We start from the raw sequence: 25455 nt of genomic DNA on the forward strand, positions 1-25455 counted from the left end.
CGCCCAAACGCTGAAATATGCGGTCATCACAATATTCACCTCATTAGGCGACTTAGCTTCACGTCCTTGGCCGATTGGCGATTACAGTTCGCTCCCACGATCACAGCTTGCAACCGAGGAGAATACATGGGGCTACAGGAGTACTTTCGCCTACTGATCGGCAGCGCCTGCCTGGGCATCGCCCTATTCGCGCTGCCTTTCACTGCGGCCTTTCTGACCGACTTCGTCTCCCGCCGGCTTGCCGCACGCTCGCACCGCGTATGGACAGTCGGTGTCAGTCTGCTCGGCAGCGCTATCGCAGCGGCCATCATCCACCCTCTGGCCACCTGGCCGTCGCTTGCCGAACCTGTCCGCTGGTACTGGCCAGTCTTGATCGGGCTGGCCGGGACGTACTGGGTATCGCTAGTTCTGCTCAGCCTCGGCTCATTGAAATGGAACTTCGAAGGTCCGCGAAAGGACAAGCGGTACTTCACCGGTCTGGCCGACCTGGGCATGGAACTAGACCAGCGCGAACTGCGAGAACGCCGGCACGAACTCGGTCGATTCGGATTCGTGGGGCCGATGGCGGTATTGACAGGCACCACCTTGGAAGCCGGCTTCCTGTACCTCGTCATTGTCTCAAGCCACAGAGCGGACGAGCAGGTACAGACATTCGGGTTCGGCATGGCTTTGGGGGCGGTCGTGGCGATGTGGGGCGTCCGCCAGTTCTCCCGCAAGCGCTACACGCAAGGCAGGTTGCTCCAAGAGGTCGTTCTAGTGCTGCTCCCGCCTGCCGCTGAATCGATCTCGAACATGCGCATCCGCCGCAGCCGGCTCCCCGGTCTCCTTCGGGGCGAAGCCATGCGGAGAGCTCGGGCGCGTCGGCGAAACGGTGGGGACGGGGAGTCGGCCGACATGTACGTGCTCCTCGCTACGAGCCGCTTCCTCCGGCGGTATGCCAGGTCACATAGAAATATTGCTGCTGAACTGCCTGAGGAGACTCGAGCCGTACTTCGCGACCTGGTAGTGGTGCTGGCGAATCCATCGAGAACCGTGGTGATGCTAGAGCTCGGGGGCAAGGTCGACGCCTTCGACGACGATGGCGATCCGGATTCCGAGCTTCGACGTATGGCAGAAGCAGGTATCCAGGAGCGCGTCCAACGTATCCAGCCCACGGTTCGGGGCCTCATTCCGATCGTCGGCCTGGCGCTGCTCATCGCTGCAGCGGCATTCGCCCTGCTCGGCATCACGTCGGTCGAGTGGCCCCTGATCTAAGAAGGAAGCACAGTGTCATATCTCAAGGGAACGCCGGACGGTCACCGGGCGGGCGCGGAGCCGAATCCTTCGAGCGCGGCGGCCTGGACGCGGCTGAGCTTGTACCCGGGGTGGGCCGCGCGCGGGTAGACCTCGGCGGCGTGCCAGTGCTCGGCGCGCACGCTCGTGGCGGTGCCGATGCGGCGCATATAGGCGCGCAGGGCCTGGGTCAGCTCGAAGGCGTCGAAGAGGTAGACGTGGTCGATGCTCCAGGGCCGGTGCGTCCCGGGCCTGGCGGCGGTCCGCGGGCCGGTCATGACCAGGTAGTGCTCGAGTTCGTCGGTGTCGACCAGGTCGAGCAGGCCCTCATTGCGGGTGTAGTGCTTGATGTTGACCGTGCGGCCGGCGAAGGGGCCGCTGCGGAACCAGCCGTCGACGGCGTGGCCCCCGCCCGGTTCGAGCTCGATGTCGAAGACCTGCGCGGCGATCCAGTCCGAGAGGTGCCCGTGGGCGAGCGGGCGGCCGACGATGTCGGCGATGCGGGCCTCGATCTCGCCCCGCGCCTGGAGCAGCATGGCGACCGACTTGAGTCCGTCTTCGTCCATCAGCGCTCCTCGGGTCGGCCCTCGCCGCTCATCGTACCGAGGTGACGCCGGGGCCGCCGCCTTCGCCAGGTGGGCGTCGGGGCGGTCAGGTGCGGTGCGCGTGCGCTTCGAGGGCGGTGGTGAGGAGGCGGCCGATCGACTGGAGGCGGTCGGCCATGGCCTCGGGGTCGAGCGGGTCCTCCCCGGAGTCGAGCCAGGCGGCCATGAGGGCCGCGCCGCCGCCGGTGACGAACACGGCCAGGTCGTCGACCGTGCGGGCCGGCACCGACTCGCCGAACCGGGCGAGCAGGGACTCGCGCCGCAGCGGGACGAGCAGGCCGCTCACCACCTGGTTGAGCGCGAAGGCGCTCGCGGTCGCGAACATGGCCCGGTAGAAGCCCTGGTGGGCGGCGAAGTGGCGGGCGACCGCGAGCGCGCGGTCGCGCCCGACCGCCTCCCCCGGGCAGTCCTCCCAGGGTTCGGTGAGTTCGCGGCGGGCCAGGTCGAGGGCCGCCTCCAGGAGCAGGGTGTCGCGGTCGCCGTAGTGGAGGTAGACGAGCTGGCGGCTCACTCCGGCGGCATCGGCGATGTCGGACACCGGGACGTTCGCGGTGCCGCGCGCGCTCACCAGCGCGGTCGCGGCGCCCAGGAGGGCGGCGCGGGTTCGTCGCACCCGGCGGTCTTTGGCGGGTGGTGGAGTCGGGAGGCTCACCCGACGAGGTTAGACACGCGTCCAAACATCGACAAGTATTCGACGACTTGCGCCTCCTGAACTCCTCAGATCCGTCTCACGAATCGCAGCTTGTCAATCGTTTCGGGCAGATCCCGTACATCGAACTGCGAGGACCAGTAGCGACGCATCAGTTGCAGCACATAGGTTTGGAAGGTCCGGATCAACTCGGCATCGACGTTTGCAGTGCCGTGTGCGAGCATCGACCTGTTTCGCCCCTCCACGATGCCTCTGAGATGCCGCAGCGCTTTGAGCTCGTCGAGGCCCAACGCGGTCATCACCTCGTCGCCCAGCACGTTGAGGAGCACGGCCGCATCAGTCAGTCCGATACGGCGCGGCAGTTCGGCGGGCTGCTGGTAGACCTGCTGGGCTAGATCCCGGTACCGCTGCTCGAAGAGCGCCTTGTCCTCGGAGAGAAGCGCCCAATCAGGTTTGTCGCAGGCGAATCCCGGTGCACGCTCCTCCAGGTGGCGGCAGAGCAAGTGCTCGAGGGTGCGGTAGTAGAGGAGGAGGGCGAACTCGTCCCGTTCCTGGCTTCGGTAATGCGTCCCCATCAGGTAGAAGTTGAGGGTGAGATTTGGTCCGCCCGGGTCCTCACCCAGCGCTTCGAGGAAGTCCAGCTGGGCACGCACGTGATCAGCGACCACGGCATCGGGTGCGTAGCCCGGGTCCACCAGCCGCTTCCGCAGGACGGCGACACGCTCGGGCAAGTGCTCGCTGTCGAAATCACACCAGGCCTTGTAGCAGTTGGCGAGGTCGCGACCGAAGCGCGCCCGAGCTGGGCGATCGGAGGTCTGGGACAGGTGCTCGTACAGGTCGAACGCCGCGCCGAAGGATCCATGCCGGAGCAGATCCTCAGCTCGATCCATCTCTCGGTCGCCGAACAACCTCGTCGGGTTCGCCAGGGGAATGAGCTTTTCCGTGCCCGGGGCAGACTGCTTGGTCCACGGATCGGCTTCGCCCTCGACGTAGCACATCGGCAGGTCCAGCTGGGAGGCGGCCAACGCTGCCGAAGCGCTCATGACCTTCTTGCCGCCGGTGATGTCGATGATGATGTTGGGCCGCGTATCGGAGCGCGATGTCGCTTTGTCGACGGCTGTCTTGACCTCCCTGTAGATCTCCAGGGGATCGGCCGGGTTCACGCACTGCCACTCGAAACGTGCGGCGGTGAGCCGCAGCGTCTGCTGGATGAAATCGACTCCGTCGAAGGCCTGCTCGGTTCCGATGACGAGCAGTCGCTTCGGCTGCAGGTATTCATAGGCCATCACCGTGGTCTCGGGAGAGAACCCGGAGAGGCTGATCAAGAGGTCGACTTCTCCCATGTCCGGTTTATCCGGGTCGCGGCGGATCCTATCGACCATCAAGGGCACCATCTCGGCGCGTTTGAACTTGCTGGCCTGCTCTGCTGGTGTTCCCAGACCGTCGTAGGTCTCTTCCGCGTCGTAAATTTTCCGGTATCGAAGAGCCATGCGCTGCATTGCGTCTGTCACCGACCCAGGGTAGCGGCTCTCCGGCCAGATTGCACCCTCCAATATGACCGTCGTTCACCCGAATGGGTGAACGTCTTGCGGGGCAAGCGGACTCCTGCGCGTTCCGCTACCGTGGATCGATGGAGTTGAACCAAGAGGCATCCGATTCCGATCGCGATAATCTGCTGCACAAGGCAACTGCGGGCGAACAAGTCACACTCACCGTTAGGGAACTCCTCGCACTCTGGAAACTCGAACGACGGTCCCCTGAGGCTGTGGAGAAGATCCGATCCGAACTGCACCAACGCGGACTCACCACACGCCCCTCATTCATAGACGTGTGGATCAACAGCGAGGTCTCCCTGATCGCCACTCAAGGCAGTGGGACGCAGGAAGTCGACCCGAAGGAGCTCCAGGAAGATCAGGAACACGATCTTCCGAACACCGCGTCGCTCCAGGTCAAGGCGCTGCCGCAAGCGAACAAGCAGGTCGAGTGCGTCGAGCTGAATGACTCCATCGCCGATGCGCTCACCAAGATGACGCATTTCGGATACTCGCAGCTCGGCGTCTTGGACGCTCAGGGCCATCTCCTCGGCGCAATCAGCGAACGCAGCCTCGCTCAAGCGTCGTTCCGGGCCAGGCCTTCAACGGTCGGAGAAGCGTACGACCATGTCCGGCACCTCCGCCCCGAGACGCCGCTCTTCGACGTCGAACAGGAGTTGCGGGATACGGGTTACGGGTTCGTGTGCTCCACCGACGGGAAGCCCTGCGGCATCATCACCACTGCCGACCTTGCCGCCGAGTTCTCGTCGAGGCTCGCACCGCTGATCACCATCGAAAGCATCGAACTGCGGGTACGGCAACGAGTACTCGCGCGCATCAGCCACGCCGAGCTCAAGCAGGCGCATGCGATCCCCAACCGAAGCCGAGACGGCGATTCTCCGACGCTCGGCGCATATGCCCACCTGCTCAAGGGCCGGTACTGGAAGATGCTCGAATGGCAACTGCCGCAAGAGTACTTCTACAAAATGATGCGGAAGACCGCCCGGATCCGAAACCACCTCGCTCACTTCTACCCCGATCCGCCCAGCAAATCGGATCTGGAAGACATCGCCAGATTTGAAGCGACACTGCGAAACCTGACTTGAGCGCCGACTGAGGACTGTCCATGATCTGACAGATTCCAGGTGACCGAACCACTACCATCCATATCCGCATCCCTCCGCCCCCTCCCCCGTCTGGAGCATTAGCCATGCAGGTCGCCCTCTCGCAACGCGAACGACTCATTCTTCTCGCCCTCCTCGTCCACCGACCTTCCATCGACGTCTCGATCAAGGAGCTCAGGTCCGCCTTCGGCTTCGGCATCGAGAAATCAGAGCGAATCCATCTCATCGAGGCGGGATTCCTGACCGCCATTCAAGCCAAGGGATCAACTGCGCTGCTCTACACGCTTACAGCGGCGGGCCGTGAACGGTCGCTGGCCGAGCTCTCCGGGGAAGCCGACCCGAAGTCGCCGTTGAACCTTCGCGTCGTTTATGCAGTCTTCAATGCCGTGCACCGGTTCCTGCGCAGGAATCACCTCACTGCGGACGTCGTGTTCGACGCGAAGGAAGATCTCAGCGCCGAGCAGATCGACGAGGAGGTCTCCAGCTCGATCGGGGACGCGTACCGCAAACTGGCCGAAGGCCGCTCGATCTGGGTGCCGCTGCGGGAACTGCGCGCTGCGCTGACTGACGTCCCTCGCAACCACCTCGATGAGACGCTCACGATCATGCACTCGAATAAAGTCATCCATCTCATCAGCGAGTCGAATCGCAAAGCGCTGAAGCCGGTCGACCATGAAGCGGCTCTTGACATCGCTGGAGACCCGAAGCACTTCCTGGCGATCGGGGCGGAATGACTCCTGAGGAACACCGAACCCTCGACCTGCTGAAACTCGACTACACCGTGCATCGGGGCGCGATCTGGAGCGACACCAAAGCCCATGTCTCCATGCACAACAGCAAGACGTACGAATACCTCCTGCGCGGCTTGGATAGGGCGACGCGATCCCACTACACCAGTGTCCCCGGCGCTGTGATATACGGCGATGACGGCTCAGGGAAGACCCACCAGCTGCGGCAGCTCCGCATGCACACCACCGAACGCAACGGCTTTTTCATCCAGTTCGACGCCGATAGCAGCGGTGAATTCGAGACTGCTGTGCTTCGCTCCTACCATGAGAGCCTCACGAAGAGGATCAATCAGGACCAGTCCCAGCTTCATGCGTTCCTGCAGCAGTTCTTCAGCCTGATCTCAGTCCCGGAGCCGGACAAGATGCCGGTCTTGGACGGCGCACCGACGCCGGAAGCCGTCGAGGCGATCGTGGACGCGGCCTGCGCCAAGTTCAACGAACTCGACGACATCAGCCGGGATGCGATCAGAGTCCTCTGCCTCCGGACTTCCGACAGCAACAAGGACCGGGTCGTCGCAGACGCCTGGCTCTCGGCACGGGGAGCGCGCAGGCGTGGAGAGCGGACGAAGTGGATGATCGACACCGCGCAGCATTCTGCCCGGGACACTGTGCTGGCGATCGCGCGAGTACTGGCGCTGTGCGGCCCGACGCTGTTCGCGATCGACCAGGTGGACAGCCTGGTCAAGGAGTTTAAAGGTCAGGTCAATGAAGCGGACCGCGACAGGAGTCGCCGTCGCCTGAGCGATCTCGCCAACGGCCTGATGAACTTCAACGAGTATTCGCCTCGTACGTTCACCGTCGTCTCCTGCCTGCCGAGTTCATGGGTCCAATTGCAGGCATTCGGCGTCAAGTCGATGGACGGGCGCTTCGATTCGGCTCGCAGACTCGATGCGAGCCTGACGAAGGATGCGGCGCGCGCGATCGTCGCCGCCCACATCGATTCCTGCTTCGCCGGTTCCGGCTGCAAGCCGGAGTGGCCGACGTGGCCGGTGGCGAAGGAGGCCTTCGACACCGCCGACGGCATGAAGCCTCGTGAGCTCCTCCGGGCGATTGCGGACCACGTCCATTCCTGCCTCGATCTTGGTGAATTCACTCCGCTGACCAGCTTTCGCGCGACCTCCACGCCCGCACCAGAGCCGGCGGCACAGCCCGAACACCCGGAATCGATCTCGCAGCGGTTTGCCGAGCTGCTCGAAGCGGCGGACATCTACGACTTGATTGATCCTGCGACCGAAGACAGCAGCATCCCGGAGGTGCTTGTCGAGGCTCTGGGTTGCTTCGGCATCGAGAAGGGCATCGACATCCTGGCCCTGCCGCGATATGCGCCCAGGCACTGCGGTGTACATGTCGAAGTCAAGGTCGGCGAGCGCCGGTTGGCCCTGCGGGCCGTTGCGGACTCGAAGGGGATGAAGTTCAAAGGTCGTCTGAACTGGTTGACTGAGCAGTCCGGCATGGCCGAGGAGGATGGCGCCGAAGCCGTGCTCATCCGGACCTCTGACACCCCGCTCATGACTCGGGCCTCGGTAGCCGCCGTCGACCTGTTCAAGCGGGGCGGCGGCCGGATGGTGCAAGCCGACCATCACGATCTGCGTGTGTTCGCCGCACTCAAGGCGCTCCGCAATGAAGCTCCGTCGGGCCTGCGGGCCTGGCTCGCCAAGGCGCGCCCGGCCGGAAGCACCCGTTTGATGCAGGAGATCTTCGATGAGCACGGAGGGCAACCACCGCCGATCGCACCTCCAACGCTCGACCTGCCCGTGGCAGTTTCGGACAAGCAGATTTCGTTCGGCGCGTTGGAAGACGGCGACGATGCCGCCATCGACCTCGAAGCGCTCCGCAAGCACGTCGCGGTCTTTGCCGGCTCGGGGTCCGGAAAAACGGTGCTCTTGCGCCGCCTGATCGAGGAGACCGCACTCCGTGGTGTGTCCTCGATCGTGCTCGACCCCAACAACGACCTGGCTCGGCTGAAGCTGCCCTGGCCATCGAGTCCTTCGGGTTGGACCGCCTCCGATCACGGAAAAGCGGACGAGTACTTCAAGGCAGTGGAGGTCGTGGTGTGGACGCCCCGGGTGGAGAAGGGGCGCCCGATCAGCTTCCAGCCGCTGCCGGATTTCGGCGCCGTCCTCGACGACGCCGACGAGCTCAGCGCGGCCCTCGACACTGCAGTGGCGACCCTCGCACCCAGAGCGAAGGTCGACGGGACCGGTGAGAAGCAAGAGCAGGGGCAGGCGGTGCTTCGTGAAGGGCTATCCCACTACGCCAGGCGCGGAGGTCTGGGTCTGGACGGATATCTCCAACTACTCGCCGAGTTCCCCGCCGACGTGGTCGCAGGCCTGGAGAAGGCTCCGGAGATAGCGCGCCGCATGGCGCAGAATCTGGAGGCCAGCCGCATTAACGACTCACTGTTCGGCGGATCGAATCCGGCTCTCGACCCCGGCGAGCTGCTTACTCCGTCGAACGGACGGCGGGCCCGCATATCTGTAGTGAGCCTGGTGGGCCTTCCGGATACGCAGCAGCGGCAGAACTTCGTCAACCAGCTCCAGATGGCGCTCTTCGCCTGGATCAAGCGTCACCCTGCTGCCGGGCGCCCGCTGGGCGGCCTGTTCGTCATGGACGAGGCGCAGACGTTCGCCCCTGCTGGTGCGATGACACCGTGCACGGGCAGCACTCTGGCGTTGGCCTCACAGGCACGCAAGTACGGCCTTGGACTGGTGTTCGCCACGCAGGCGCCGCGCGGCATCCACAACCAGATCACCGGCAACTGCGCCACCCAGCTGTTCGGGTACCTCAACAGCCCGACGCAGATAGCTGCCGTGAAGGAGATGGTCAGCGCTAAGCAGGCGAAGACACTCACCAGCACCTCGCTCAACTCAGGGGAGTTCTATCTTCGAGCCGAAGGCCGCCAGTTGCGCAAGGTCGCCGCGCCGATGTGCCTGAGCTATCACCCTCCGAGCGCGCTCACGGCTGAAGAAGTCATAGCGCTGTCTCGCGAATGACGGCCCGAGCTCAATCGAATGTGAGCGCGTCGACGTAGGTCCAGTCGCCGCCGATGCGCTCGAATGCGCTGTCCTCGGTCTGGGAGCCGGGGCCGTCGGCGTCGGTGTAGTCGGCGCGGAAGCGGACGGTGCCCTGGGTGTGGAGCGGGGAGCCGCCGGTGGTCGCGAGGATCGTGAGGCCGGTGAAGCGGCGGCCGTCGCTGTCGAGGTCGAGGTGCTCGGGTCGGGTCGCCGGGTGCCAGGTGCGCAGGAGGTAGGCGGCGTCGCCGATGGCGAAGGCGCTGTAGCGCGAGCGCATGAGGGCTTCGGCGGTGGCGGCCTTCGCGGTGCCGGCGTGCAGCGGACCGCAGCAGGCGGTGTACGCGGCGCCGGTGCCGCACGGGCACGGGCGCGTCTGACGGATGCGTCGGGGCATACCGGGATTGTGCCGGAGCGCCGCACCGGCCGTGGGGCCGGTGCGGCGCGTCCTTTTAGCAGTCTTCGAGGTACGGGGTGACGACCTCGGCGTACGCGGCCTGGCCGGCGGCGTTCGCGTGGAAGGACTCGATGGTGCCGGTGTAGCCGAGGATCCACGGGTCCGCAGAGCAGATCTCGTGGCCCGCGAAGGCGTCGCGGACGTCGGCGAACAGGAAGCCGTGCTCGTCGGCGACCGCGGCGGTGGTGTCGGCGAGGAGGTCCGCGGTCTCGTTCAGCAGCCCCTGCTCCTCGGGCGTGATCGCCAGGGTGCCGGAGCAGGCGGTGCCGTTGAACAGCAGCGGGTTGCCGACGATGGTGACGTCGGCGAACGGCGCGCGGTCCTCGACCTGCGAGTAGAGGTCGTCGAGCTCGGCCGGGAGTGAACCGGTGATGACGGCCTGGGCGTTGGCGATCGCGCCCTTGCACAGGGCCGTGTCGGTCCCGGCGCAGGCGCCGAGGACCGAGGAGAACCCGGCGTCGTTGCCGCCCACGCCGATCGAGACCTCGCGGGTGCGCCAGGTGAGGTTGCCGAGCTGCTCGGCGACGACGTCCTCGACGCGCGCGCCCGAGCAGGCGTCGAAGGACAGGCGTGCGCCCATCGCCTCGGCCGCGAGCTGCGGGTAGGCGTTCGCGGAGCGGTAGCAGTCGGTGCCGTCGTCGGCGTAGTCGCCCGCGCCCACACCGGAGACGTACGAGTCGCCGAGGGCGACGTACCGCGGCGACCAGGTGTGGCCGGCCGAGGCCGGGGAGGCGAACGACGCGGCGGCGATGCCGGCGACGGCCGCGGCCGCGAGGATGCGGGCGAGCCGCTTGCTGGAGTGTCGGGACATGGGTCTCCTTCTGGTTGCGGACGGGCCCGGGAGGCCCGTCCCCTGGGGGGTCAGAGCAGTGTCGCGCGCCGGTCCGAAGTGGCGGTGAACGCGAACCGGCCCCGAGGAGAAGACTCCCGCGGGGCCGGTTCCGGTTGCCTCAGTAGTCGAGCGCGGGGAGGACGACGTCGGTGTAGGCGTCCTGGCCGGCGGCGTTGGGGTGGAAGGACTCGAGGGTCCCGGTGTAGCCGAGGATCCACGGGTCGGCCGAGCACACGCCGTGGCCTTCGAAGGCGGCGCGCGGGTCGGCGAAGTCGAAGCCGTGGTCGGCGGCGACGGCGGCGGTGGTCTCGGCGAGCAGGTCGGCGGCGTCGTTCAGCAGCGCCTGCTCCTCCGGGGTGATCGCGAGCGCGCCGGAGCAGGCGGTCTCGTTGAACAGGCGCGGGTTGCCGACGACGACGATCTCGGCGGAGAACGCGCGGTTCCTGACCTGGGTGTAGAGGTCGTCGAGCTCGGCCGGGAGGGAACCGGTGATGATGTTGCGCGCGTTGGTGATCGCGGTCTTGCACAGCGCGGTGTCGGTGCCCGCGCAGGCGCCCAGCACGGACGAGAACCCGGCGTCGTTGCCGCCGACGCCGATGGTGACGTGCTCGGTGTTGACGCGGTAGAGGTGCTCGAGCTGGTTCGCGACCACGTCTTCGACCCGGGCTCCCGAGCAGGCCTCGAACCAGAGTCGTTCGCCGAGTTCGACGTTGACCTGCTTCGCGTAGGCGTTGGCCGAGCGGTAGCAGTCGGACCCGTCGTCGGCGTAGTCGCCCGCGCCCACACCGGAGGCGAACGAGTCGCCGAGGGCGACGTACTGCTGGATGGTGATGTCGGCCGAGGCGGAGCCGGCCAGGCCGGCGATGCCGAGGCCGGCGGCGGCCGCGACTGCGGCGACGCGGGCGAGGACGCGGCGCGGCTTGCCTTCCTTGAAGGACACGGGGTCTCCTTGCTGTCGACAGGGCCGGCGGGTCGGCCCGGGTAGGGCTCCCCGCCGGAGGACGGCGTCATTATAGACAGGGAAGTCCATTGTGTCGCAATAGAAATGGTGCGTGACTTTGCGTCACGTCCGCCCGCCGCGACGTCGTTCTCCGGAGCGGATCCTCCCGGAATCAAAACTGTTTCGGCATCCGTTTGGAAACTGTTTCGAGTTCTGGCTAGAATGGCCGCACCTGATCCGAAGAGGTGCAGCAGATGAGCAACCGCCCCCGGGCGACCCTGACCGAGGTGGCCGCACGCGCGGGCGTCTCGAAGGCCACGGCGTCCAAGGTGCTCAACGGCCGCCCCGGTGTCGCCGACGAGACCCGCAAGGCGGTGCGCGAGGCCATCGCCCAGCTCGAGTACGTGCCGAGCACCGGCCCGCGCGAATCCCCTGCGCCCCAGACGATCCACGCGGTCTTCGACACGCTCCTCAACATGTACGCCGTGTACGTGCTCGACGGGCTCATCAGCGGCGGCAGGGAGCTCGGCGTCGAGACCGTCACCAGCTCGCTCGAGGCCGAGACCCCCGGCCAGAACGACCCGCTCGGCGTCGACCGCATCAAGGCGATCGCCGCGCAGGGGGCCGCGGGCCTGGTCCTGGTGACCGCGCAGCTCACCGCCGCCGAGATCGACGTGTGCGACCAGCTGGGCCTGCCGCTGGTCGTGATCGACCCGGCCAACCCGCTCGACGAGCGCGTCACGAGCCTCGGCGCCACGAACTGGGCGGGCGGCGTCCAGGCCACGCGGCACCTGCTCGACCTGGGGCACACCAGGATCGGCTTCGCGGGCGGCCCGCCGGGGTCGCTGCCCGCGCGCGAACGCCTCCACGGCTACCGCGAAGCGCTCGAATCCGCCGGGATCGAAGTGGACCCCGCGCTCACCGGCGCGGGCACCTTCTACGCCGAGACCGGTGCCGTCCTCACGAACCGGATGCTCGACCTCGACGACCCGCCGACCGCGATCTTCGCCGCGAGCGACAGCATCGCCGTCGGCGTCATCCGCACCGCCCGCCGGCGCGGCCTCGAAGTCCCCCGCGACCTGAGCGTGGTCGGCTTCGACGACACGTACAACGCGATGTGGATCGAACCGCCGCTCACCACGGTGAAGCAGCCGCTGCGGCAGATGGGCCGGGTCGCCGCGCGCACCGTGCTCGACCTCGCCGCCGGCAAGATCCCCGACTCGCACCACGTGCAGCTCGCGACCAGCCTCGTGATCCGCGAGTCGACCGCACCGCCGCGCTGAACGCTCACCCCTGCGGGACAACGGGGCACAGTCCTGAGCGAGGGAGCGGCCCCAACCGCAACGCGGGCACAGATACCCTGGCCGCCGCGGGTGGAGCGCGCTAGTGCGGACGATTGTGGCAATGGCCTCAATCACGAACCCGCCTCATCTTAGTTAGCCGAGCCTTACCTAAGGTCTCGTGGCGAGGGGCGGCCGTCGGCGCCCCCTCTGCCCGAGCAAAGGAATGCATCGATGAGTGTCGGCGTTCGCGCATCGTCCATTGCGGTCAGCGCATCGGTCCTGTTGGCGGTCCTGGCCGGTTGCGGGGCGTCCGAGCCCGTGCCGGAGACCGTGGCCGCGGCGGGCGAGGGCGCCACGGCCTACCCGCTCACGGTGGCGAACTGCGGCCAGGAGGTCACCTTCGACGCCGCGCCGCAGCGGGCCGTGTCCCTCGACCAGAACGCGACCGAGATCCTGCTCTCGCTGGGCCTGGAAGACCGGATGGTCGGCACCGCGTCCTGGACCGACCCGGTCCTCGAGAACCTCGCCGACGCAAACGACGCCGTGCCGCGCCTGGCCGACGAGGCTCCCACCTACGAGGTCGTCATGGGCGCCGACCCCGACTTCGTGACCGCCTCCTTCGGGCGCCACTACGCCGAAGGCGGCGTGGCCGAGCGGACCCGCTTCGCCGAGACCGGCATCGAGGCGTACCTCTCCCCCACCGACTGCGACGGCGACATCAGCGTCAACGGCGGCGGCACCCGCACCAACGCGCTCACCTTCGACGCGCTCTACCAGGAGATCCGCGAACTCGCGGCGATCTTCGACGTCCAGAGCCGCGGCGAGGCCCTCGTCGACGAGCTCGAAACCCGCCGCCAGACGGCGCTGGAGGGCATCAACGCCTCAGGGCTGTCGGTGGCGTTCTGGTTCTCCGACCTCAAGACGCCGTACGTCGCCGGCGGGCTCGGCTCCGCGAACCTCCTCGCGACCGAGGCGGGCACGACGAACGTCTTCGCCGATCAGGACGACGACTGGCCCGCCACCACCTGGGAGGACTTCGTCGACCGCGACCCGGACGTCATCGTCATGGCCGACCTCAGCCGCGAGCGGTGGCCCGGCGACCAGGCGGCCGAGAAGATCGAGTTCCTCGAGTCCGATCCGGTGACGAAGGGGCTCACGGCGGTCGCCGAGCAGCGGTACGTCGAGCTGCACGGCGCCGAAATGAACCCGTCGATCCAGCTGGTCGACGGCCTCGAGAAGCTCTCGGCGGCACTGCAGTCGTTCGAGGGCGACGCGTGACCCTCAGCCCCACCACCACCGCGCCCGCCCCGGAACACCGGGGCCGGGCGCGGCTGCGGTTCCTGGGCGTCAGCGCCGCCGCCGTCGCGGTGCTCGTCGCGTCGATCGGCACGGCGATCACGCTCGGGCCCGCGGACGTGTCGCTCGTCAACGTGCGCGACATCCTCCTCAACCACCTCGCCGGCGCGGAGATCCCCGTCAGGGTCGCGAAAGAGGCGATCGTGTGGGAGGACCGCCTGCCGCGCGCGCTCGTGGCCGCCGCCTGCGGGGCCGGCCTGGGACTGTGCGGGCTCATCCTGCAGTCGCTCCTGCGCAACCCGCTCGCCGACCCGTACGTCCTCGGGATCTCCTCGGGCGCTTCGACCGGCGCGGTCGTCGTCGCGATCCTCGGCGTTGGCGCGGGCGGGCTCGGCCTGCCCGGCGGCGCGTTCATCGGCTCGCTCGTCTCCTTCGCCGTGGTCCTGGCGATCGCGCGCCTGACCGGAGGCGGCGACGACAAGCTGATCCTCGCCGGGATCGCGGTCACGCAATTGTTCTCCGCGCTCACCTCGTTCGTGATCTTCGCGTTCGCGGACTCGGACGCGACCCGCGGCGTCATGTTCTGGCTGCTCGGCTCGCTCGAAGGGGTGCGCTGGAACGGGGTCGTCCTCTGCGGCCTCGCCGCGCTCGCCGGGGTCGTGCTGTGCCTCCTCCGCGCACATGTGCTGGACGCCTTCGCGTTCGGCGACGACGTCGCCGCCTCGCTCGGGGTCCACGTCAAGCGCGAGCGGGCCGTGCTCATCACCGCCACCGCCCTGCTCACCGCCACGATGGTGAGCATCGTCGGGGCCGTCGGGTTCGTCGGCCTCGTGCTCCCCCACGCCGCCCGCTTCCTCGCCGGACCGCTCCACTTGCGACTCGTGCCGCTCACCGCGCTGATCGGCGCGGCGTTCATGGTGTGGGTCGACGCGGTCTCCAGGGTCGCGTTCTCGCCCTCGCCGCTGCCGATCGGCGTCACCACGGCCCTGGTCGGCGTGCCCGCGTTCATCGCGATCATGTTCCGCCGCAGGAGGACGGTATGACCCTGCAATCACGCGAGGTCACCTGGAACCGCGGCGGGAAGCTCGTGGTCGACGGGGTCACCCTGCGCCCGCGCCCCGGCCAGACCATCGGGCTGCTCGGCCCGAACGGCTCCGGCAAGTCCTCCCTCATCCGCCTCCTCTGCGGCGCAGTGAAACCCACAACGGGCGTCGTCACCCTCGACGACGAATCCCTCGCCGCGTTGCCGCGCCGCACGGCCGCCCGCACGATCGCCACCGTCACGCAGCACGCCGACACCGTCGTGGACCTCACCGTGCGCGACATCGTCGCGCTCGGCCGCATCCCCCACCGCGGAGCCTTCGGCGGGAACCGCACGGCCGACGCCGAGGCGGTCACAGAAGCGCTGGCGCGCACCGGACTCGCCGACAAGGCGAACGAGTTGTGGCACCGGCTCTCGGGCGGCGAGCGCCAGCGCGTCCACATCGCGCGGGCGCTGGCCCAGCAGCCGCGGGAGCTGCTGCTGGACGAGCCCACGAACCACCTCGACATCCGCTACCAGCTCGAGCTGCTGCGGCTGCTCACGCAGCTGCCGGTGACCACTGTGGTGGCGCTGCACGACCTCAACCTCGCGGCGATGTTCTGCGACGCGGTCCTGGTCCTCAAGGACGGCCGCGCGGTGGCGTCGGGTCCTCCGGCGGAGGTCCTGACGCCGGCGCTCATCGCGGAGGTCTACGAGGTCGACGCCCATGTCACCGTGGACGGCTCCACGGGGCGGCCGCTGATCGTCTTCCGTCCGGGGGCCTGAAGGCTCAGGGCCGCTTGAGGAACGCCCCGAGGACGACCGCGATCAGCGGGACCGCGCAGACGAGGGTGAAGACCCCTTCGGGGCCGTGGTGCTCGGCGACGAGCCCGAACGCGGGGGCGAAGAGGCCGCCGGCGCTCATGGCCAGGCCGAGCGTGACGCCGGCGGCGGTGCCGGGGCGGGTCGGCAGGTAGTCCTGGGCGAGCTTGACGAGCACCGCGAACGGGATGTTGATCGCGATGCCGACGGCGAGCACGACCAGCACGGCGGCGTACTCGTCCGCGGTGAACCGCAGCAGGACCAGCAGCGGGATGATCAGCACCCCGCCGATGCGGGTGGTGCGGACGGCGCCGAAGCGGTCGGCGAGGCGCCCGCCGAGGAGGGTGCCGACCACGCTGCCGAGCATGAAGCCCGCCAAGGCGATGCCGGCCACGGCGTGGCTCGCGCCGAGGTGGCGGATCCAGTACAGCTCCAGGAAGGTGATGATCCCGACCCACAGGATCGAGCGGACCACCTCGATGCCGGTGAGGACCGCGAACGGTCCCCACCGGTCGTGCCCCGTGCGGGCCTTCGGAATTGCGGCGGTGGTGCGGGTGCGGTGGCGGATCATGACGAACGCGATGAGGACCGCGGGCGGGATGAACAGGGCGGTCGCCCCGACGCCCATCGCCATGAGCGCGGGCGTGGCGAGCACAGGGGCGAGGAAGAAGCCGACCGAGCCGCCCGCGGCGAAGATGCTCATGCCCGCGGCGCTGTCGCCCGCGGCTTCGCGGGCGCCCTTGCCTGCGGCGGGGTGGAACATCGCGACGCCCAGGCCCGAGAGGAAGAGCAGCGCGAGCACCAGCGGGTACGGCCCGGCGAGTCCGGCGAGGCCCAGGCCGATCCCGGCGAGGGCCACGCCGGCGGGCGCGAACCAGTCGAGGCGGCGGCGGTCGACGAGGACGCCGAAGAACGGCTGCGGGATCGACGCGCCGAGCGCGGCGGCGAGGGTGAGGCCGGTGGCGGCGACGTAGCCGTAGCCGCGGTCGAACACGAAGTAGGGCACCACGGCGGGCACCAGCCCCTGGTACAGGTCGTCGACGGCGTGGGCGGTGCCCCACAGCCACATGCGCCGCAGCGGTGACGGGGCGGCCTCCTGGGTGGCGGGCGGGGCGGCGGTCTGGGTCATGCTCGGTGCTCCTTGTCGGTATGGCCCAAGGATTCCGGTTCGCCACCGCCTCCGGCTAACGGTATTCTGCCGAGTTATGTCGATGGACGGCCACGTCATTCCGAGCAGGCCCATCAGGATGCTCACGCACCTCGAGCGGATCGACTGGCACCGCCACGACGGCCACCAGCTGATCTACCCGCGGCGCGGGGTGCTTCGGGTGTTCACGGCCTCGGGCGTGTGGGTCGTGCCGCCCTCGCAGGGCGTGTGGATGCCCGCCGGCCAGGACCATGCCCACCGCGCGTGCGGAGCGACGGAGATGCGCGCGATCCTCTTCGCGACCGAGGGCCCCGGGCCGTTCATCGGGCGCCCGACGGTGCTGGCGTTCACGCCGCTGCTGCGCGAGGCGGTCACGTGCCTGACCGACGACGCCGGGCTCGAGGCGGGCACGCGGGGGCGCCTCGAGCGGGTCGTCCTCGATCTGTTGCGCGGTGTCGAAGCGCCGCAGCGGTTCCTGCCCGCGCTGCCGGACCCGCGCCTGCGGGAGGTGGTGGCGCTGCTGGAGGCGCATCCGGGCGACCGGCGGACCCTGGCGCAGCTCGGGACGGCGGTCGGGGCGTCCGAGCGGACGCTGAGCCGGCTGTTCCGGGAGCACGCGGGGATGACGTTCGCGCAGTGGCGCGGGCAGTTCCGGCTGCACCACGCGCTCGTGCTGCTCGCGGAGGGACACCAGGTCACGCGTATCGCGGGGGCGTGCGGGTACGCGAGCCCGAGCGCGTTCATCGGGGCGTTCCGGGAGGCGTTCGGGGTCACGCCGGGCGAGTACCTGCGGCGCGAGCCCGGTCTTCGCCTGTAGCCCCCATTGCCTTGATCGCGCTTTCAGGTTATTCTGGCTCCACGCCATTATATCGATTCAATTCAATGTTTCGATGTCAATGCAGGCGGTCGCGCGCCCCGGCACGCCGCGTCGCCCGCCACCGCACCCTGTGCCAATGCGCGCCCGCCGCGGCCCTTTCGCGTGCCCGCGGCCGGGCGACCCTCACCACATACGGAGTGACCATGAACGAGTCCACCGCTCGACGGGCCAGACGCCTGCGAGCCCCGGCGGCAGCGGCCATAGGCCTGGTCGCCGCCGCGGCGACCTTCATCGCGATGACCAATGCGAACGCCGCCACCGTCCGCTACGAGGCCGAGACGGCTCCGGCCGTCTGCGACGGCACCGTCGACGCCAACCACGCCGGGTACTCCGGCTCGGGGTTCTGCAACTCCCGCAACGCCGTCGGCGCCTCCGCCCAGTTCACCGTCACCGCCGCGAGCGCCGGCACCGCCACCCTGGCGATCCGGTACGCCCACGGCGGCACCGACTCCCGCCCCGCGAACCTCCTCGTCAACGGCGCCACCGTGCAGTCGGCCGGCGCGTTCGCCGCGACCGGCGCGTGGACGACCTGGTCGACCAAGACCGTCACCGTCCCGGTCAACGCCGGGTCGAACACCGTCCGCCTCGATGCCACCGCCGCGGGCGGGCTCGCGAACATCGACTACGTCGAACTCACCGACGGCGGCACGGCCCAGACCGGGCCCGTCATGGAGGACCTCGGGCGCGGCGTCACCGTCGTCCCGTCCGGCGGCGGCAGCCTCGTCAGCTGGCGGCTCCTCGGCACCGACGCCGCGAACACGGCGTTCAACGTGTACCGCAACGGGACCCTGCTCAACAGCTCCCCGATCACCGGCGCCACCAACTACCTCGACGCGGGCGGCAGCGGCACGTACACCGTGGCGGCCGTCAACGGCGGCACCGTCGGCACCCAGAGCGGTGCCGAGGTGGTCTTCAACGGCAGCGGCTACAAGGACATCCCAATCCAGCGGCCCGCGGGCGGGACGACCCCCTCGGGCGAGGCGTACACCTACAACGCCAACGACATGAGCGTGGGCGACCTGGACGGCGACGGCCAGTACGAGTACCTCGTCAAATGGGACCCGAGCAACGCCAAGGACAACTCGCAGTCGGGTTACACCGGGAACGTCTACATCGACGCGTACAAGCTCAACGGCCAGCGGCTGTGGCGGATCGACCTGGGCCGCAACATCAGGGCCGGGGCGCACTACACGCAGTTCCAGGTGTACGACTACGACTCGGACGGCGACGCGGAGATCGCGATGAAGACCGCCGACGCCACCGTCTCGGGCACCGGGCAGGTCATCGGCAACGGGAGCGCGGACCACCGCAACAGCGGCGGCTACATCCTCACCGGGCCCGAATACCTGACGATCTTCAACGGCGCCAACGGGGCCGTGCTCGACACGATCAACTACCAGCCCGCGCGCGGGAACGTGAACGACTGGGGCGACAACTACGGCAACCGCGTCGACCGGTTCCTCGCCGGAACAGCCTATCTGGACGGTCAGCACCCGAGCATGGTGTTCGCGCGCGGCTACTACACGCGCAGCGTCATCTGGGCGGTCGACTTCAACGGCACGGACCTGGTGTCGCGCTGGGTGTTCGACTCCAACAGCGCCGGCAGCCAGTACGCGGGCCAGGGGGCGCACAGCCTCTCGGTCGCCGACCTCAACGGCGACGGCCGCCAGGACATCGTCTACGGGGCGATGGCCGTCGGGTCGAACGGCCAGGCGCTGTACAACACCCGGTTCGGACACGGGGACGCGCTGCACGTGAGCGACTTCGTGCCCGGCCGCGCCGGGCAGGAAGTGTTCATGCCGCACGAGAGCGGCAGCCAGCCGTCCTCCAGCCTCAACGCATCGAACGGCGCGATCCTGTTCCAGACGCCCGCGAGCGGGGACAACGGTCGCGGCGTGGGCGCGAACGTGCTGGGGAGCAACGCGGGCGCGGAGTTCTGGTCGCTGAACGCGGCCGGCCTGCTCAACGCCTCCGGGTCGAACATCGGCGCGAAGCCGGCCTCGGCCAACTTCGTGTCCTGGTGGGACGGTGACGGCGAGCGCGAGCTGCTCGACGGCACCCAGATCACCAACTACCCGTCCGGCACGCTCCTCTCGGGCTCCGGCGTCGCCTCCAACAACGGCACGAAGGCCACACCGGGCCTCTCGGCCGACCTGTTCGGCGACTGGCGCGAGGAGGTCGTCTGGCGCACCAGCGACAACAGCGCGCTGCGCATCTACGCCACGCCCTCCACCACGAACCTGCGCATCGCCACCCTCATGCACGACCCGCAGTACCGCGTGGCGATCGCCTGGCAGAACACGGCGTACAACCAGCCGCCGCACCCGAGCTTCTACATCGGCAGCGACGTCACCAGCTACCCGTTCCCGGCCATCACCACACCCTGACCCTCCTCTGGAACCGGGGCCCGCGGCCTTCGCCGCGGGCCCCGGCCCGCTGCACCGAAAGGTGCACCGATAAATGTGCACCGATGAATCCGGGCGCTGCGCGTCGTCTCCACTCGTGAGCCATCGAAGGAGCGCAGACCCATGAGCGAGAGCACGACCGACTTCAAGCACACGACCGGCCTGGTGGCGGGCCTGATCGACGGCGTCGACGACGCCCGCCTGTCCGACCCGACCCCGTGTGGCCACTACACCCAGGCGCAGCTGCTCAACCACCTGATCGGCCTGAGCCTCGCCTTCACCGCCGCCGCCCGCGGCGAGACCGGCCCCCACAACGACGCCCCTCCGGGCGAGCCGCCGACGACCCTGCAACCCGGTTGGCGCGCCGAACTCGAACAACGCCTCGGCGAACTCGCCGACGCCTGGAGCGAGCCCTCCGCCTGGGAAGGCGAGGCCCTCGCCGGAGGCGTGACGCTCCCCGCTTCAATCATGGGCCTCGTCGCGCTCAACGAAGTCGCCGTCCACGGCTGGGACCTCGCCCGCGCCACCGGCCAGCCCTACGAACTCGACCCCGCCGTGATCGCCACCCTCACCGCCTTCACCGGCCAGGACGCCCACGACCAGACCGCCCGCGAAGGCATCTACGCCCCCGTCGTCGAAGTCCCCGCCACCGCCACCCCGCAAGACCAACTCATCGCCCTCACCGGCCGCAACCCCGCCTGGCGCCCCTGAGCGAGCCTGCAAGTTCGAAGGCGTGGCAGGCCGGGTTCGGCCTGCCACGCCTCAAGAAGCGTTCGCTTCATCGACGGGAGTGCTTCCGCAGGTATCCGTTCATGCTGCCCCACTGGGATGACGCCGGAGGTCTCACCGGTGCTGTCGACCCGTCTGGGGGACCGCGCGGTGTGCGGAGGGTGCCTAGACTCGTGCTATTCCCCTAAGGAGCCTTGTCGTGTCGATGGAAGTGGCGGAATTCCTGATCGCCCAGGCGGTTCGGACCGGTGCCGAGGTGTTGGACCTCTCCGGGCTGAAACTCGCGAAGCTTCCTGACCGGGCTCGCGAGCTCACCGGTCTGGTCGATCTTGATCTCAGTTTCAATCGGCTCGCCGTGCTTCCGGATTTCATTGGTGGGCTTCGCGGCTTGCGCAACCTCAATCTCCAGCGCAATGAACTCGATCAGCTGCCGCCGCAAATCGGCGATTTGACCCGCCTGACCCGTCTGCAACTCCACACCAACCGCTTTCCTGAAGTGCCCGAGGCGATCGGCCGGCTCACTCGGCTGGAGGAACTCGTGCTCGGCGGCAACCGGATCCAACACCTTCCATGGTTCCTCTTCCGCCTCCCACACCTCAGCTTCCTGGACCTGTATGGCAACGAGATCACCTCGCTCCCCCACGACGTCGCTTCGTTGCAGGGCCTGATGGATCTCGACCTCGGCGGGAACCGCCTGACCAGTCTGCCCGGGTCGATCGGCAGTTGCGTCGGCCTGACCCGACTTGTCGTGAGCGGCAACCGCCTCGAAAGAGTTCCTAGGGAGATCGGCGAGCTAAAACGCCTGACGCATCTCAGCCTCGGCCGCAATGAGATCAGGGGGTTTCCGGGCGTCGTCGTCAGACTCGAGAATCTCACCCAACTCGACCTCGGCGGCAATCACATCAGGACGATCCCGGCCGACATTGGCAGACTCGTGCGCTTGACCCACATCAATCTCAGCGACAACCGTCTGACGTCGCTCCCCTACGAGATCGGTGAGCTTCGGGAAACGGTCACGATCAATCTCCGGGGCAACCGCCTCACCGACCTCCCCTCGAGCCTCTCCCGTGCCACTGCGCTCCGCACGCTCGCCGTCGAGGGCAACGACCTGTCACCAGAACTCGAGGCCGCGAGTGAGCAGGGGACCGAGGCGGTTCTGACCTACCTTCGTGAGCGGGAGATCGACACTGTCGTCGTCCGCGAGGCCAAACTGGTCGTCATCGGCGAAGGCGCGGTCGGCAAGTCCTCGCTGCTCGCTGCCATGCGCGGCGAGCCTTTCGTCGAGCAGCGCCCCCTCACCCACGGGCTCGAGATCGGACCGGTGACGTTGGCCGACGGACTCGGGCGGCCGTTGACGTTGAACGCCTGGGATTTCGGTGGCCAGTCGGCCAACCGCACCGTACAGCAGTGGTTCTTCACCGCGCCGGCGGTGTTCGTCATCGTATGGAACCCCCGCAGCGGGGCTGCGCAGGGCTTCGTCGAGTACTGGGTGAATCTGGTGCGCCGACGAGTAGGCCCCGGCGCGCGCCTCCACATTGTCGCGACCCACGCCGACGCGGACGACCATCTCGGCGACCTGGATCGGGCTCGCCTGGAACGCAAGGGCGGCGAGGACATCGCCGGGTACCACCGCATCGACAGCAAGACCGGCCGCGGCATCGCGGAACTCGCCGCCGCCATCGCCGCCACCGCCGCGGACCTTCCGCATCTGGAGCAGCGACTTCCGGCCCGCTGGCGGGTGGTCATGGAGGAACTCGCGGATGGCGGCGAGAGCCACCTCGCGATCGACGACTACCTGGACCGGACCCGGAGCCGCGGTCTCAATGACGACTCGGCGCTCACGCTAGCCCGGGTCGCGACCGAGCTCGGGCGCTGGTGCTATTTCCCCGATGCCAGGGGGCTCGACGACCTCGTGGTACTCAAGGGGGACTGGCTCAGTCGAGCCGTCAGCCTGGCCTTGAACGACCAGATGACACGGGACCGGGAAGGGTTCGTCTCGCACGATCGACTCAGGCGGTTGTGGGACGATCCGATGAGGCCTGAGCACAAGCGCTACCCGCGGCGCGTCCATGCGGCGCTGATCGAGCTCATGCACAAGTTCGAGATCGCCTACCCAGTGAGGGATTCCCGCGACGGTCCGACGAGCCTCGTCACCCAGCTGGTATCCACTGTGGAGCCTGATTTGGAGGACTGGACGCGGTACACCGACGGGCTTCCGGAGCAGTCGTATGTGATCGAGTTCCGCGATGCGAGCGGCCGCCCGGCGATACCCGAGGGGCTCATGTTCCGGCTCATCGCGCGGTTCCACCGCTTCGCACTCCGGAAGGGAGATCTCGACCGCGGCGTGCACTGGGCGTCCGGTGTGGTCTTGGACGACGGCAACCACGGCAGGGCCCTAGTGCGGATCGAGGACGATCGCCTTTCGGTGGCCGTCAAGGCGGCCTACCCCACGTACCTGTGCAAGCTGCTGGCTGACGAGATATGCAACCACCTACCTGAGTGGAGGGGCCTGACCCGGGTGACGCGAGTCCCGTGCGGTGCCGTCTGCGCGGCCGGGGACCGGCCCGAGGCGGGCTCGATGCTGTTCGACCTCGAACGGCTTCAGGCGTTCAAGGCCGAGGGCCATGACGGCGCCGCCTGTCAGCAGTGCAACCGGATGGTCCCGCTGGACGCACTCATCGGCGAGCTCGGGGCGATCGCCGAGAACCGGCCCGAATCCGACGGCGGAATCGTCGCGGATATCCAGGCGCGACTCGACTCGCTTCGCGAACTGGTCGACGAGCAGGGCTCGCTGACGCGGGCCCATGTGAGCGCCGACCTGCGCCGCGCCATGACGGAGGCGGACACCCGGGTCGAAGAGCTGATCGAGATGGGTTTCCGACTGCTCGCCGATGACGGCCTGCACGGCCCGCGGCTGTTCACGGTGACCCAGGACGATTCAGCGCCGCGGCTCAAAGGCCTTGCGCAGCAGCGCATCCGCGTGGTCCTCCACTGCGAGCACTCGCGCAGGCCCGTGCACCTCCTCGACGGCGACCCGGACAAGGGGGTCTACACGTTCGACATGGACCGGGAATGGCTCACCAAGGCCCGGCCGTGGATCAACTTCACGGCCAGAATGCTCAGACTCGGCGGGGAACTGGTGCCCGCGGGTCTACGCCTTGAGCTCGACAGCTCGGATTGGAAGGGCATCGAGAACGAGGTCGGCTTGGCGGCGTCCGCCGTCAAGGAGCTCGCCTCCAACGCCTCCGACTTCGCCGCCTGGAAGGACGCCGATCCGGCTCTCGGCGGCGAGGCTCGGTTCGACGAGTTCACCCGCGGCCGCATCCATCGGCTTCGCGCCCTGGTGGAACAGCAGGACCCCGACTTCGGGGGGCTGGTCCGGGTCCGGTCCGGCGACCGGTTCCGCTGGGTCCACAAGGACTTCGCCGACCGCTACCGGTGATCCGCAACCTCGCTCCGGCCGGGAACGGAAACGGCGTCGGCGCCGCAATTCCAGCGCCGACCGCGCACTCACTCAGGGCGGTAGGCGGCGAAAGCCGCCTCGCATTCCCATTCCACGAACTTGCGTTTGGCTCCTACATCGTCAGTGGGCGGGAGGCGGCGGAGGTCGGCTGCCAGCGCGAAGAACCCGGGCCCGGGGAGGCCTGAGTCGACGCCGTGCACGAGTGCCGAGATCATGAACCCGTGCCCGGTGGTGGCGTCGTGGTGCTTGTTGATGTCGTCGCAGAGCTTCCCGATCCTCCCGGGGAAGCCGGCCGACGGGGAGGTGATGGGCGAGCCGAGTTCCCGGTTGAGTTCGCCGTAGGTGAGGGTGGCGCCGCGGGCGGCGAATCGCTTGAGGACTTCCAGTCCGTCTTCCACGAGTTGGGGGTCAGATTCGGGCATCACGGGCCTTTCGTCGAGGAGTACCGGTTCGGCTGCGGACCGGTCCGGGGTGGCGGCCCGGTTCGGAGGTTCGGACCGGGCCAGGGTGGCGGCACCGTATCACGGTCGCGAGCTCTGCACCAGGTTCAGTCCATGCTCGACGGACGGCCGGTTCGCTGAAACCAAGCGCACGCAAGCTCCATCCGCTCGCCGCGCCGCCGCGCCGTCGCGCCGTCGCGCCGTCGCGCCGACGATCGTGAGCGAGACACCCGTGGTCGAGGAGACGGCCGGGCGGTTGAATGCCATTGGCGTCGAACGGAGTGCGCCGCAGATGCAGCAGGTCGCAACGGCGCTCGAAGGAGAGGCCGAGTCGATCAGGGCTGCGCTTGAGGGTGGATTGCACCAGCGAAGAGATCAGCAGGTCGAGTGGAAGAGTCCTCCGACGGAGCCGTTCGCGAGTGCTTGGTTGTACAGCTCGACGGCTTCCAAGGTCTCGGCAGCCTGATAGGGAACGCTGAGGCGTTCGAGCAGTGCGATGGTGGCCGGGTCGATCTGGAGTCGTCGCTCCATGCCGAGGGAGAGGACGATCGTCTCGGCACCGTGGTCGATCAGGTACTGGACGTCGGAAGGCTGGATGCCGGGGTCGTGCTCGGTGCCCGACTCCCGCCAATCCCACGGCTTTCCACCGCCTGGGTGCAGCATGAAGTCCTTGCCGATGCCGAGGTCGGCGATCTCCATCCGCCCCCAAGTGATCGAGAGAATCCTCGGTGAACGCAGTCCATCAGATGTTGTATCGCTCAT

21 protein-coding genes are annotated in these 25455 nt (G+C 68.2%); 12 read left to right on the forward strand and 9 right to left on the reverse strand.

Features of this window, described 5'->3' with window-relative positions:
• The first annotated feature begins 126 nt into the window (after positions 1-126).
• Positions 127-1254, forward strand: a complete 1128-nt coding sequence (locus AB0I03_RS01325; RefSeq protein ID WP_360404512.1) for a hypothetical protein — start codon at positions 127-129, stop codon at positions 1252-1254.
• A gap of 41 nt (positions 1255-1295) precedes the next feature.
• Here AB0I03_RS01325 and AB0I03_RS01330 read toward each other — a convergent pair whose 3' ends face one another.
• The 3 genes from AB0I03_RS01330 to AB0I03_RS01340 all read right to left on the reverse strand — a co-directional run bounded on the left by AB0I03_RS01330 (position 1296) and on the right by AB0I03_RS01340 (position 4037).
• The gene (locus tag AB0I03_RS01330; protein ID WP_360404515.1) at positions 1296-1838 is read right to left on the reverse strand and encodes a hypothetical protein; all 543 of its coding nucleotides are present in this window, start codon (positions 1836-1838) and stop codon (positions 1296-1298) included.
• 85 nt (positions 1839-1923) lie between these two features.
• Entirely contained in the window at positions 1924-2490 is a 567-nt protein-coding gene (locus tag AB0I03_RS01335) for a TetR family transcriptional regulator (protein ID WP_360404518.1), read from the reverse strand.
• 104 nt (positions 2491-2594) lie between these two features.
• Complete coding sequence (locus AB0I03_RS01340) at positions 2595-4037, reverse strand: TIGR02710 family CRISPR-associated CARF protein (RefSeq protein ID WP_360404521.1); 1443 nt, start codon at positions 4035-4037, stop codon at positions 2595-2597.
• A 119-nt stretch (positions 4038-4156) separates the two neighbouring features.
• Between AB0I03_RS01340 and AB0I03_RS01345 the strand changes: the two genes are divergently transcribed.
• From AB0I03_RS01345 to AB0I03_RS01355, 3 genes are all read left to right on the forward strand, one after another.
• Complete coding sequence (locus AB0I03_RS01345) at positions 4157-5164, forward strand: CBS domain-containing protein (RefSeq protein ID WP_360404524.1); 1008 nt, start codon at positions 4157-4159, stop codon at positions 5162-5164.
• Between the two features lie 104 nt (positions 5165-5268).
• Entirely contained in the window at positions 5269-5916 is a 648-nt protein-coding gene (locus AB0I03_RS01350; RefSeq protein ID WP_360404527.1) for a hypothetical protein, read from the forward strand.
• The gene (locus AB0I03_RS01355) at positions 5913-8963 is read left to right on the forward strand and encodes an ATP-binding protein (RefSeq protein WP_360404530.1); all 3051 of its coding nucleotides are present in this window, start codon (positions 5913-5915) and stop codon (positions 8961-8963) included. Before AB0I03_RS01350 ends, AB0I03_RS01355 begins: the two co-directional genes overlap by 4 nt.
• Positions 8964-8973: 10 nt before the next feature.
• Here the strand turns inward: AB0I03_RS01355 and AB0I03_RS01360 are convergent, their stop codons facing one another.
• From AB0I03_RS01360 to AB0I03_RS01370, 3 genes are all read right to left on the reverse strand, one after another.
• Complete coding sequence (locus AB0I03_RS01360; RefSeq protein ID WP_360404533.1) at positions 8974-9378, reverse strand: YchJ family protein; 405 nt, start codon at positions 9376-9378, stop codon at positions 8974-8976.
• 55 nt (positions 9379-9433) lie between these two features.
• Positions 9434-10249: an SGNH/GDSL hydrolase family protein gene (locus AB0I03_RS01365; protein ID WP_360404536.1), complete on the reverse strand. Its 816-nt coding sequence runs from the start codon at positions 10247-10249 to the stop codon at positions 9434-9436.
• 139 nt (positions 10250-10388) lie between these two features.
• Positions 10389-11210 (reverse strand): SGNH/GDSL hydrolase family protein, encoded by an 822-nt coding sequence (locus AB0I03_RS01370; protein ID WP_360404539.1) that lies wholly within the window; start codon positions 11208-11210, stop codon positions 10389-10391.
• 254 nt (positions 11211-11464) lie between these two features.
• On the opposite strand from AB0I03_RS01370, the gene AB0I03_RS01375 reads away from it, so the two are divergent.
• The 4 genes from AB0I03_RS01375 (at position 11465) to AB0I03_RS01390 (ending at position 15596) form a co-directional block, all read left to right on the forward strand.
• A complete protein-coding gene (locus AB0I03_RS01375; RefSeq protein ID WP_360404542.1) occupies positions 11465-12493 on the forward strand; it encodes a LacI family DNA-binding transcriptional regulator in 1029 nt (342 codons plus the stop codon).
• A gap of 231 nt (positions 12494-12724) precedes the next feature.
• Positions 12725-13771: an ABC transporter substrate-binding protein gene (locus tag AB0I03_RS01380; RefSeq protein ID WP_360404545.1), complete on the forward strand. Its 1047-nt coding sequence runs from the start codon at positions 12725-12727 to the stop codon at positions 13769-13771.
• Positions 13772-13824: 53 nt separating this feature from the next.
• Positions 13825-14832, forward strand: a complete 1008-nt coding sequence (locus tag AB0I03_RS01385; protein WP_360405888.1) for an iron chelate uptake ABC transporter family permease subunit — start codon at positions 13825-13827, stop codon at positions 14830-14832.
• Positions 14829-15596 (forward strand): ATP-binding cassette domain-containing protein, encoded by a 768-nt coding sequence (locus AB0I03_RS01390; RefSeq protein ID WP_360404548.1) that lies wholly within the window; start codon positions 14829-14831, stop codon positions 15594-15596. The genes AB0I03_RS01385 and AB0I03_RS01390 overlap by 4 nt, the downstream gene beginning before the upstream one ends.
• A gap of 4 nt (positions 15597-15600) precedes the next feature.
• On the opposite strand, the gene AB0I03_RS01395 is transcribed toward AB0I03_RS01390, so the two are convergent.
• Entirely contained in the window at positions 15601-16761 is a 1161-nt protein-coding gene (locus AB0I03_RS01395; protein ID WP_360404551.1) for an MFS transporter, read from the reverse strand.
• A gap of 76 nt (positions 16762-16837) precedes the next feature.
• Between AB0I03_RS01395 and AB0I03_RS01400 the strand changes: the two genes are divergently transcribed.
• From AB0I03_RS01400 to AB0I03_RS01415, 4 genes are all read left to right on the forward strand, one after another.
• A complete protein-coding gene (locus AB0I03_RS01400) occupies positions 16838-17596 on the forward strand; it encodes a helix-turn-helix transcriptional regulator (RefSeq protein WP_360404554.1) in 759 nt (252 codons plus the stop codon).
• Between the two features lie 203 nt (positions 17597-17799).
• The gene (locus tag AB0I03_RS01405; protein ID WP_360404557.1) at positions 17800-20043 is read left to right on the forward strand and encodes a carbohydrate-binding protein; all 2244 of its coding nucleotides are present in this window, start codon (positions 17800-17802) and stop codon (positions 20041-20043) included.
• Positions 20044-20184: 141 nt separating this feature from the next.
• Positions 20185-20772: a TIGR03086 family metal-binding protein gene (locus tag AB0I03_RS01410; protein ID WP_360404560.1), complete on the forward strand. Its 588-nt coding sequence runs from the start codon at positions 20185-20187 to the stop codon at positions 20770-20772.
• A 223-nt stretch (positions 20773-20995) separates the two neighbouring features.
• Positions 20996-24232, forward strand: a complete 3237-nt coding sequence (locus AB0I03_RS01415; RefSeq protein ID WP_360405891.1) for a COR domain-containing protein — start codon at positions 20996-20998, stop codon at positions 24230-24232.
• 68 nt (positions 24233-24300) lie between these two features.
• Here the strand turns inward: AB0I03_RS01415 and AB0I03_RS01420 are convergent, their stop codons facing one another.
• Together AB0I03_RS01420 and AB0I03_RS01425 are read right to left on the reverse strand one after the other, a co-directional pair.
• The gene (locus tag AB0I03_RS01420; RefSeq protein ID WP_360404563.1) at positions 24301-24675 is read right to left on the reverse strand and encodes a hypothetical protein; all 375 of its coding nucleotides are present in this window, start codon (positions 24673-24675) and stop codon (positions 24301-24303) included.
• A 393-nt stretch (positions 24676-25068) separates the two neighbouring features.
• Positions 25069-25455, reverse strand: coding sequence for an MTH938/NDUFAF3 family protein (locus tag AB0I03_RS01425; RefSeq protein ID WP_360404566.1), 387 nt, complete (start codon positions 25453-25455; stop codon positions 25069-25071).

Source organism: Glycomyces sp. NPDC021274, from assembly GCF_040641195.1.
Classification (GTDB): Bacteria; Actinomycetota; Actinomycetes; order Mycobacteriales; family Micromonosporaceae; genus Glycomyces.

Bases quoted from the DNA above. Each gene is read 5' to 3' on its own strand.
- AB0I03_RS01325 (WP_360404512.1), top strand. From the start codon at position 127: ATGGGGCTACAGGAGTACTTTCGCCTACTGATCGGCAGCGCCTGCCTG.
- AB0I03_RS01330 (WP_360404515.1), bottom strand. From the start codon at position 1,838: ATGGACGAAGACGGACTCAAGTCGGTCGCCATGCTGCTCCAGGCGCGG.
- AB0I03_RS01345 (WP_360404524.1), top strand. From the start codon at position 4,157: ATGGAGTTGAACCAAGAGGCATCCGATTCCGATCGCGATAATCTGCTG.
- AB0I03_RS01350 (WP_360404527.1), top strand. From the start codon at position 5,269: ATGCAGGTCGCCCTCTCGCAACGCGAACGACTCATTCTTCTCGCCCTC.
- AB0I03_RS01355 (WP_360404530.1), top strand. From the start codon at position 5,913: ATGACTCCTGAGGAACACCGAACCCTCGACCTGCTGAAACTCGACTAC.
- AB0I03_RS01360 (WP_360404533.1), bottom strand. From the start codon at position 9,378: ATGCCCCGACGCATCCGTCAGACGCGCCCGTGCCCGTGCGGCACCGGC.
- AB0I03_RS01365 (WP_360404536.1), bottom strand. From the start codon at position 10,249: ATGTCCCGACACTCCAGCAAGCGGCTCGCCCGCATCCTCGCGGCCGCG.
- AB0I03_RS01375 (WP_360404542.1), top strand. From the start codon at position 11,465: ATGAGCAACCGCCCCCGGGCGACCCTGACCGAGGTGGCCGCACGCGCG.
- AB0I03_RS01380 (WP_360404545.1), top strand. From the start codon at position 12,725: ATGAGTGTCGGCGTTCGCGCATCGTCCATTGCGGTCAGCGCATCGGTC.
- AB0I03_RS01390 (WP_360404548.1), top strand. From the start codon at position 14,829: ATGACCCTGCAATCACGCGAGGTCACCTGGAACCGCGGCGGGAAGCTC.
- AB0I03_RS01395 (WP_360404551.1), bottom strand. From the start codon at position 16,761: ATGACCCAGACCGCCGCCCCGCCCGCCACCCAGGAGGCCGCCCCGTCA.
- AB0I03_RS01400 (WP_360404554.1), top strand. From the start codon at position 16,838: ATGTCGATGGACGGCCACGTCATTCCGAGCAGGCCCATCAGGATGCTC.
- AB0I03_RS01405 (WP_360404557.1), top strand. From the start codon at position 17,800: ATGAACGAGTCCACCGCTCGACGGGCCAGACGCCTGCGAGCCCCGGCG.
- AB0I03_RS01410 (WP_360404560.1), top strand. From the start codon at position 20,185: ATGAGCGAGAGCACGACCGACTTCAAGCACACGACCGGCCTGGTGGCG.
- AB0I03_RS01415 (WP_360405891.1), top strand. From the start codon at position 20,996: ATGGAAGTGGCGGAATTCCTGATCGCCCAGGCGGTTCGGACCGGTGCC.
- AB0I03_RS01420 (WP_360404563.1), bottom strand. From the start codon at position 24,675: ATGCCCGAATCTGACCCCCAACTCGTGGAAGACGGACTGGAAGTCCTC.
- AB0I03_RS01425 (WP_360404566.1), bottom strand. From the start codon at position 25,455: ATGAGCGATACAACATCTGATGGACTGCGTTCACCGAGGATTCTCTCG.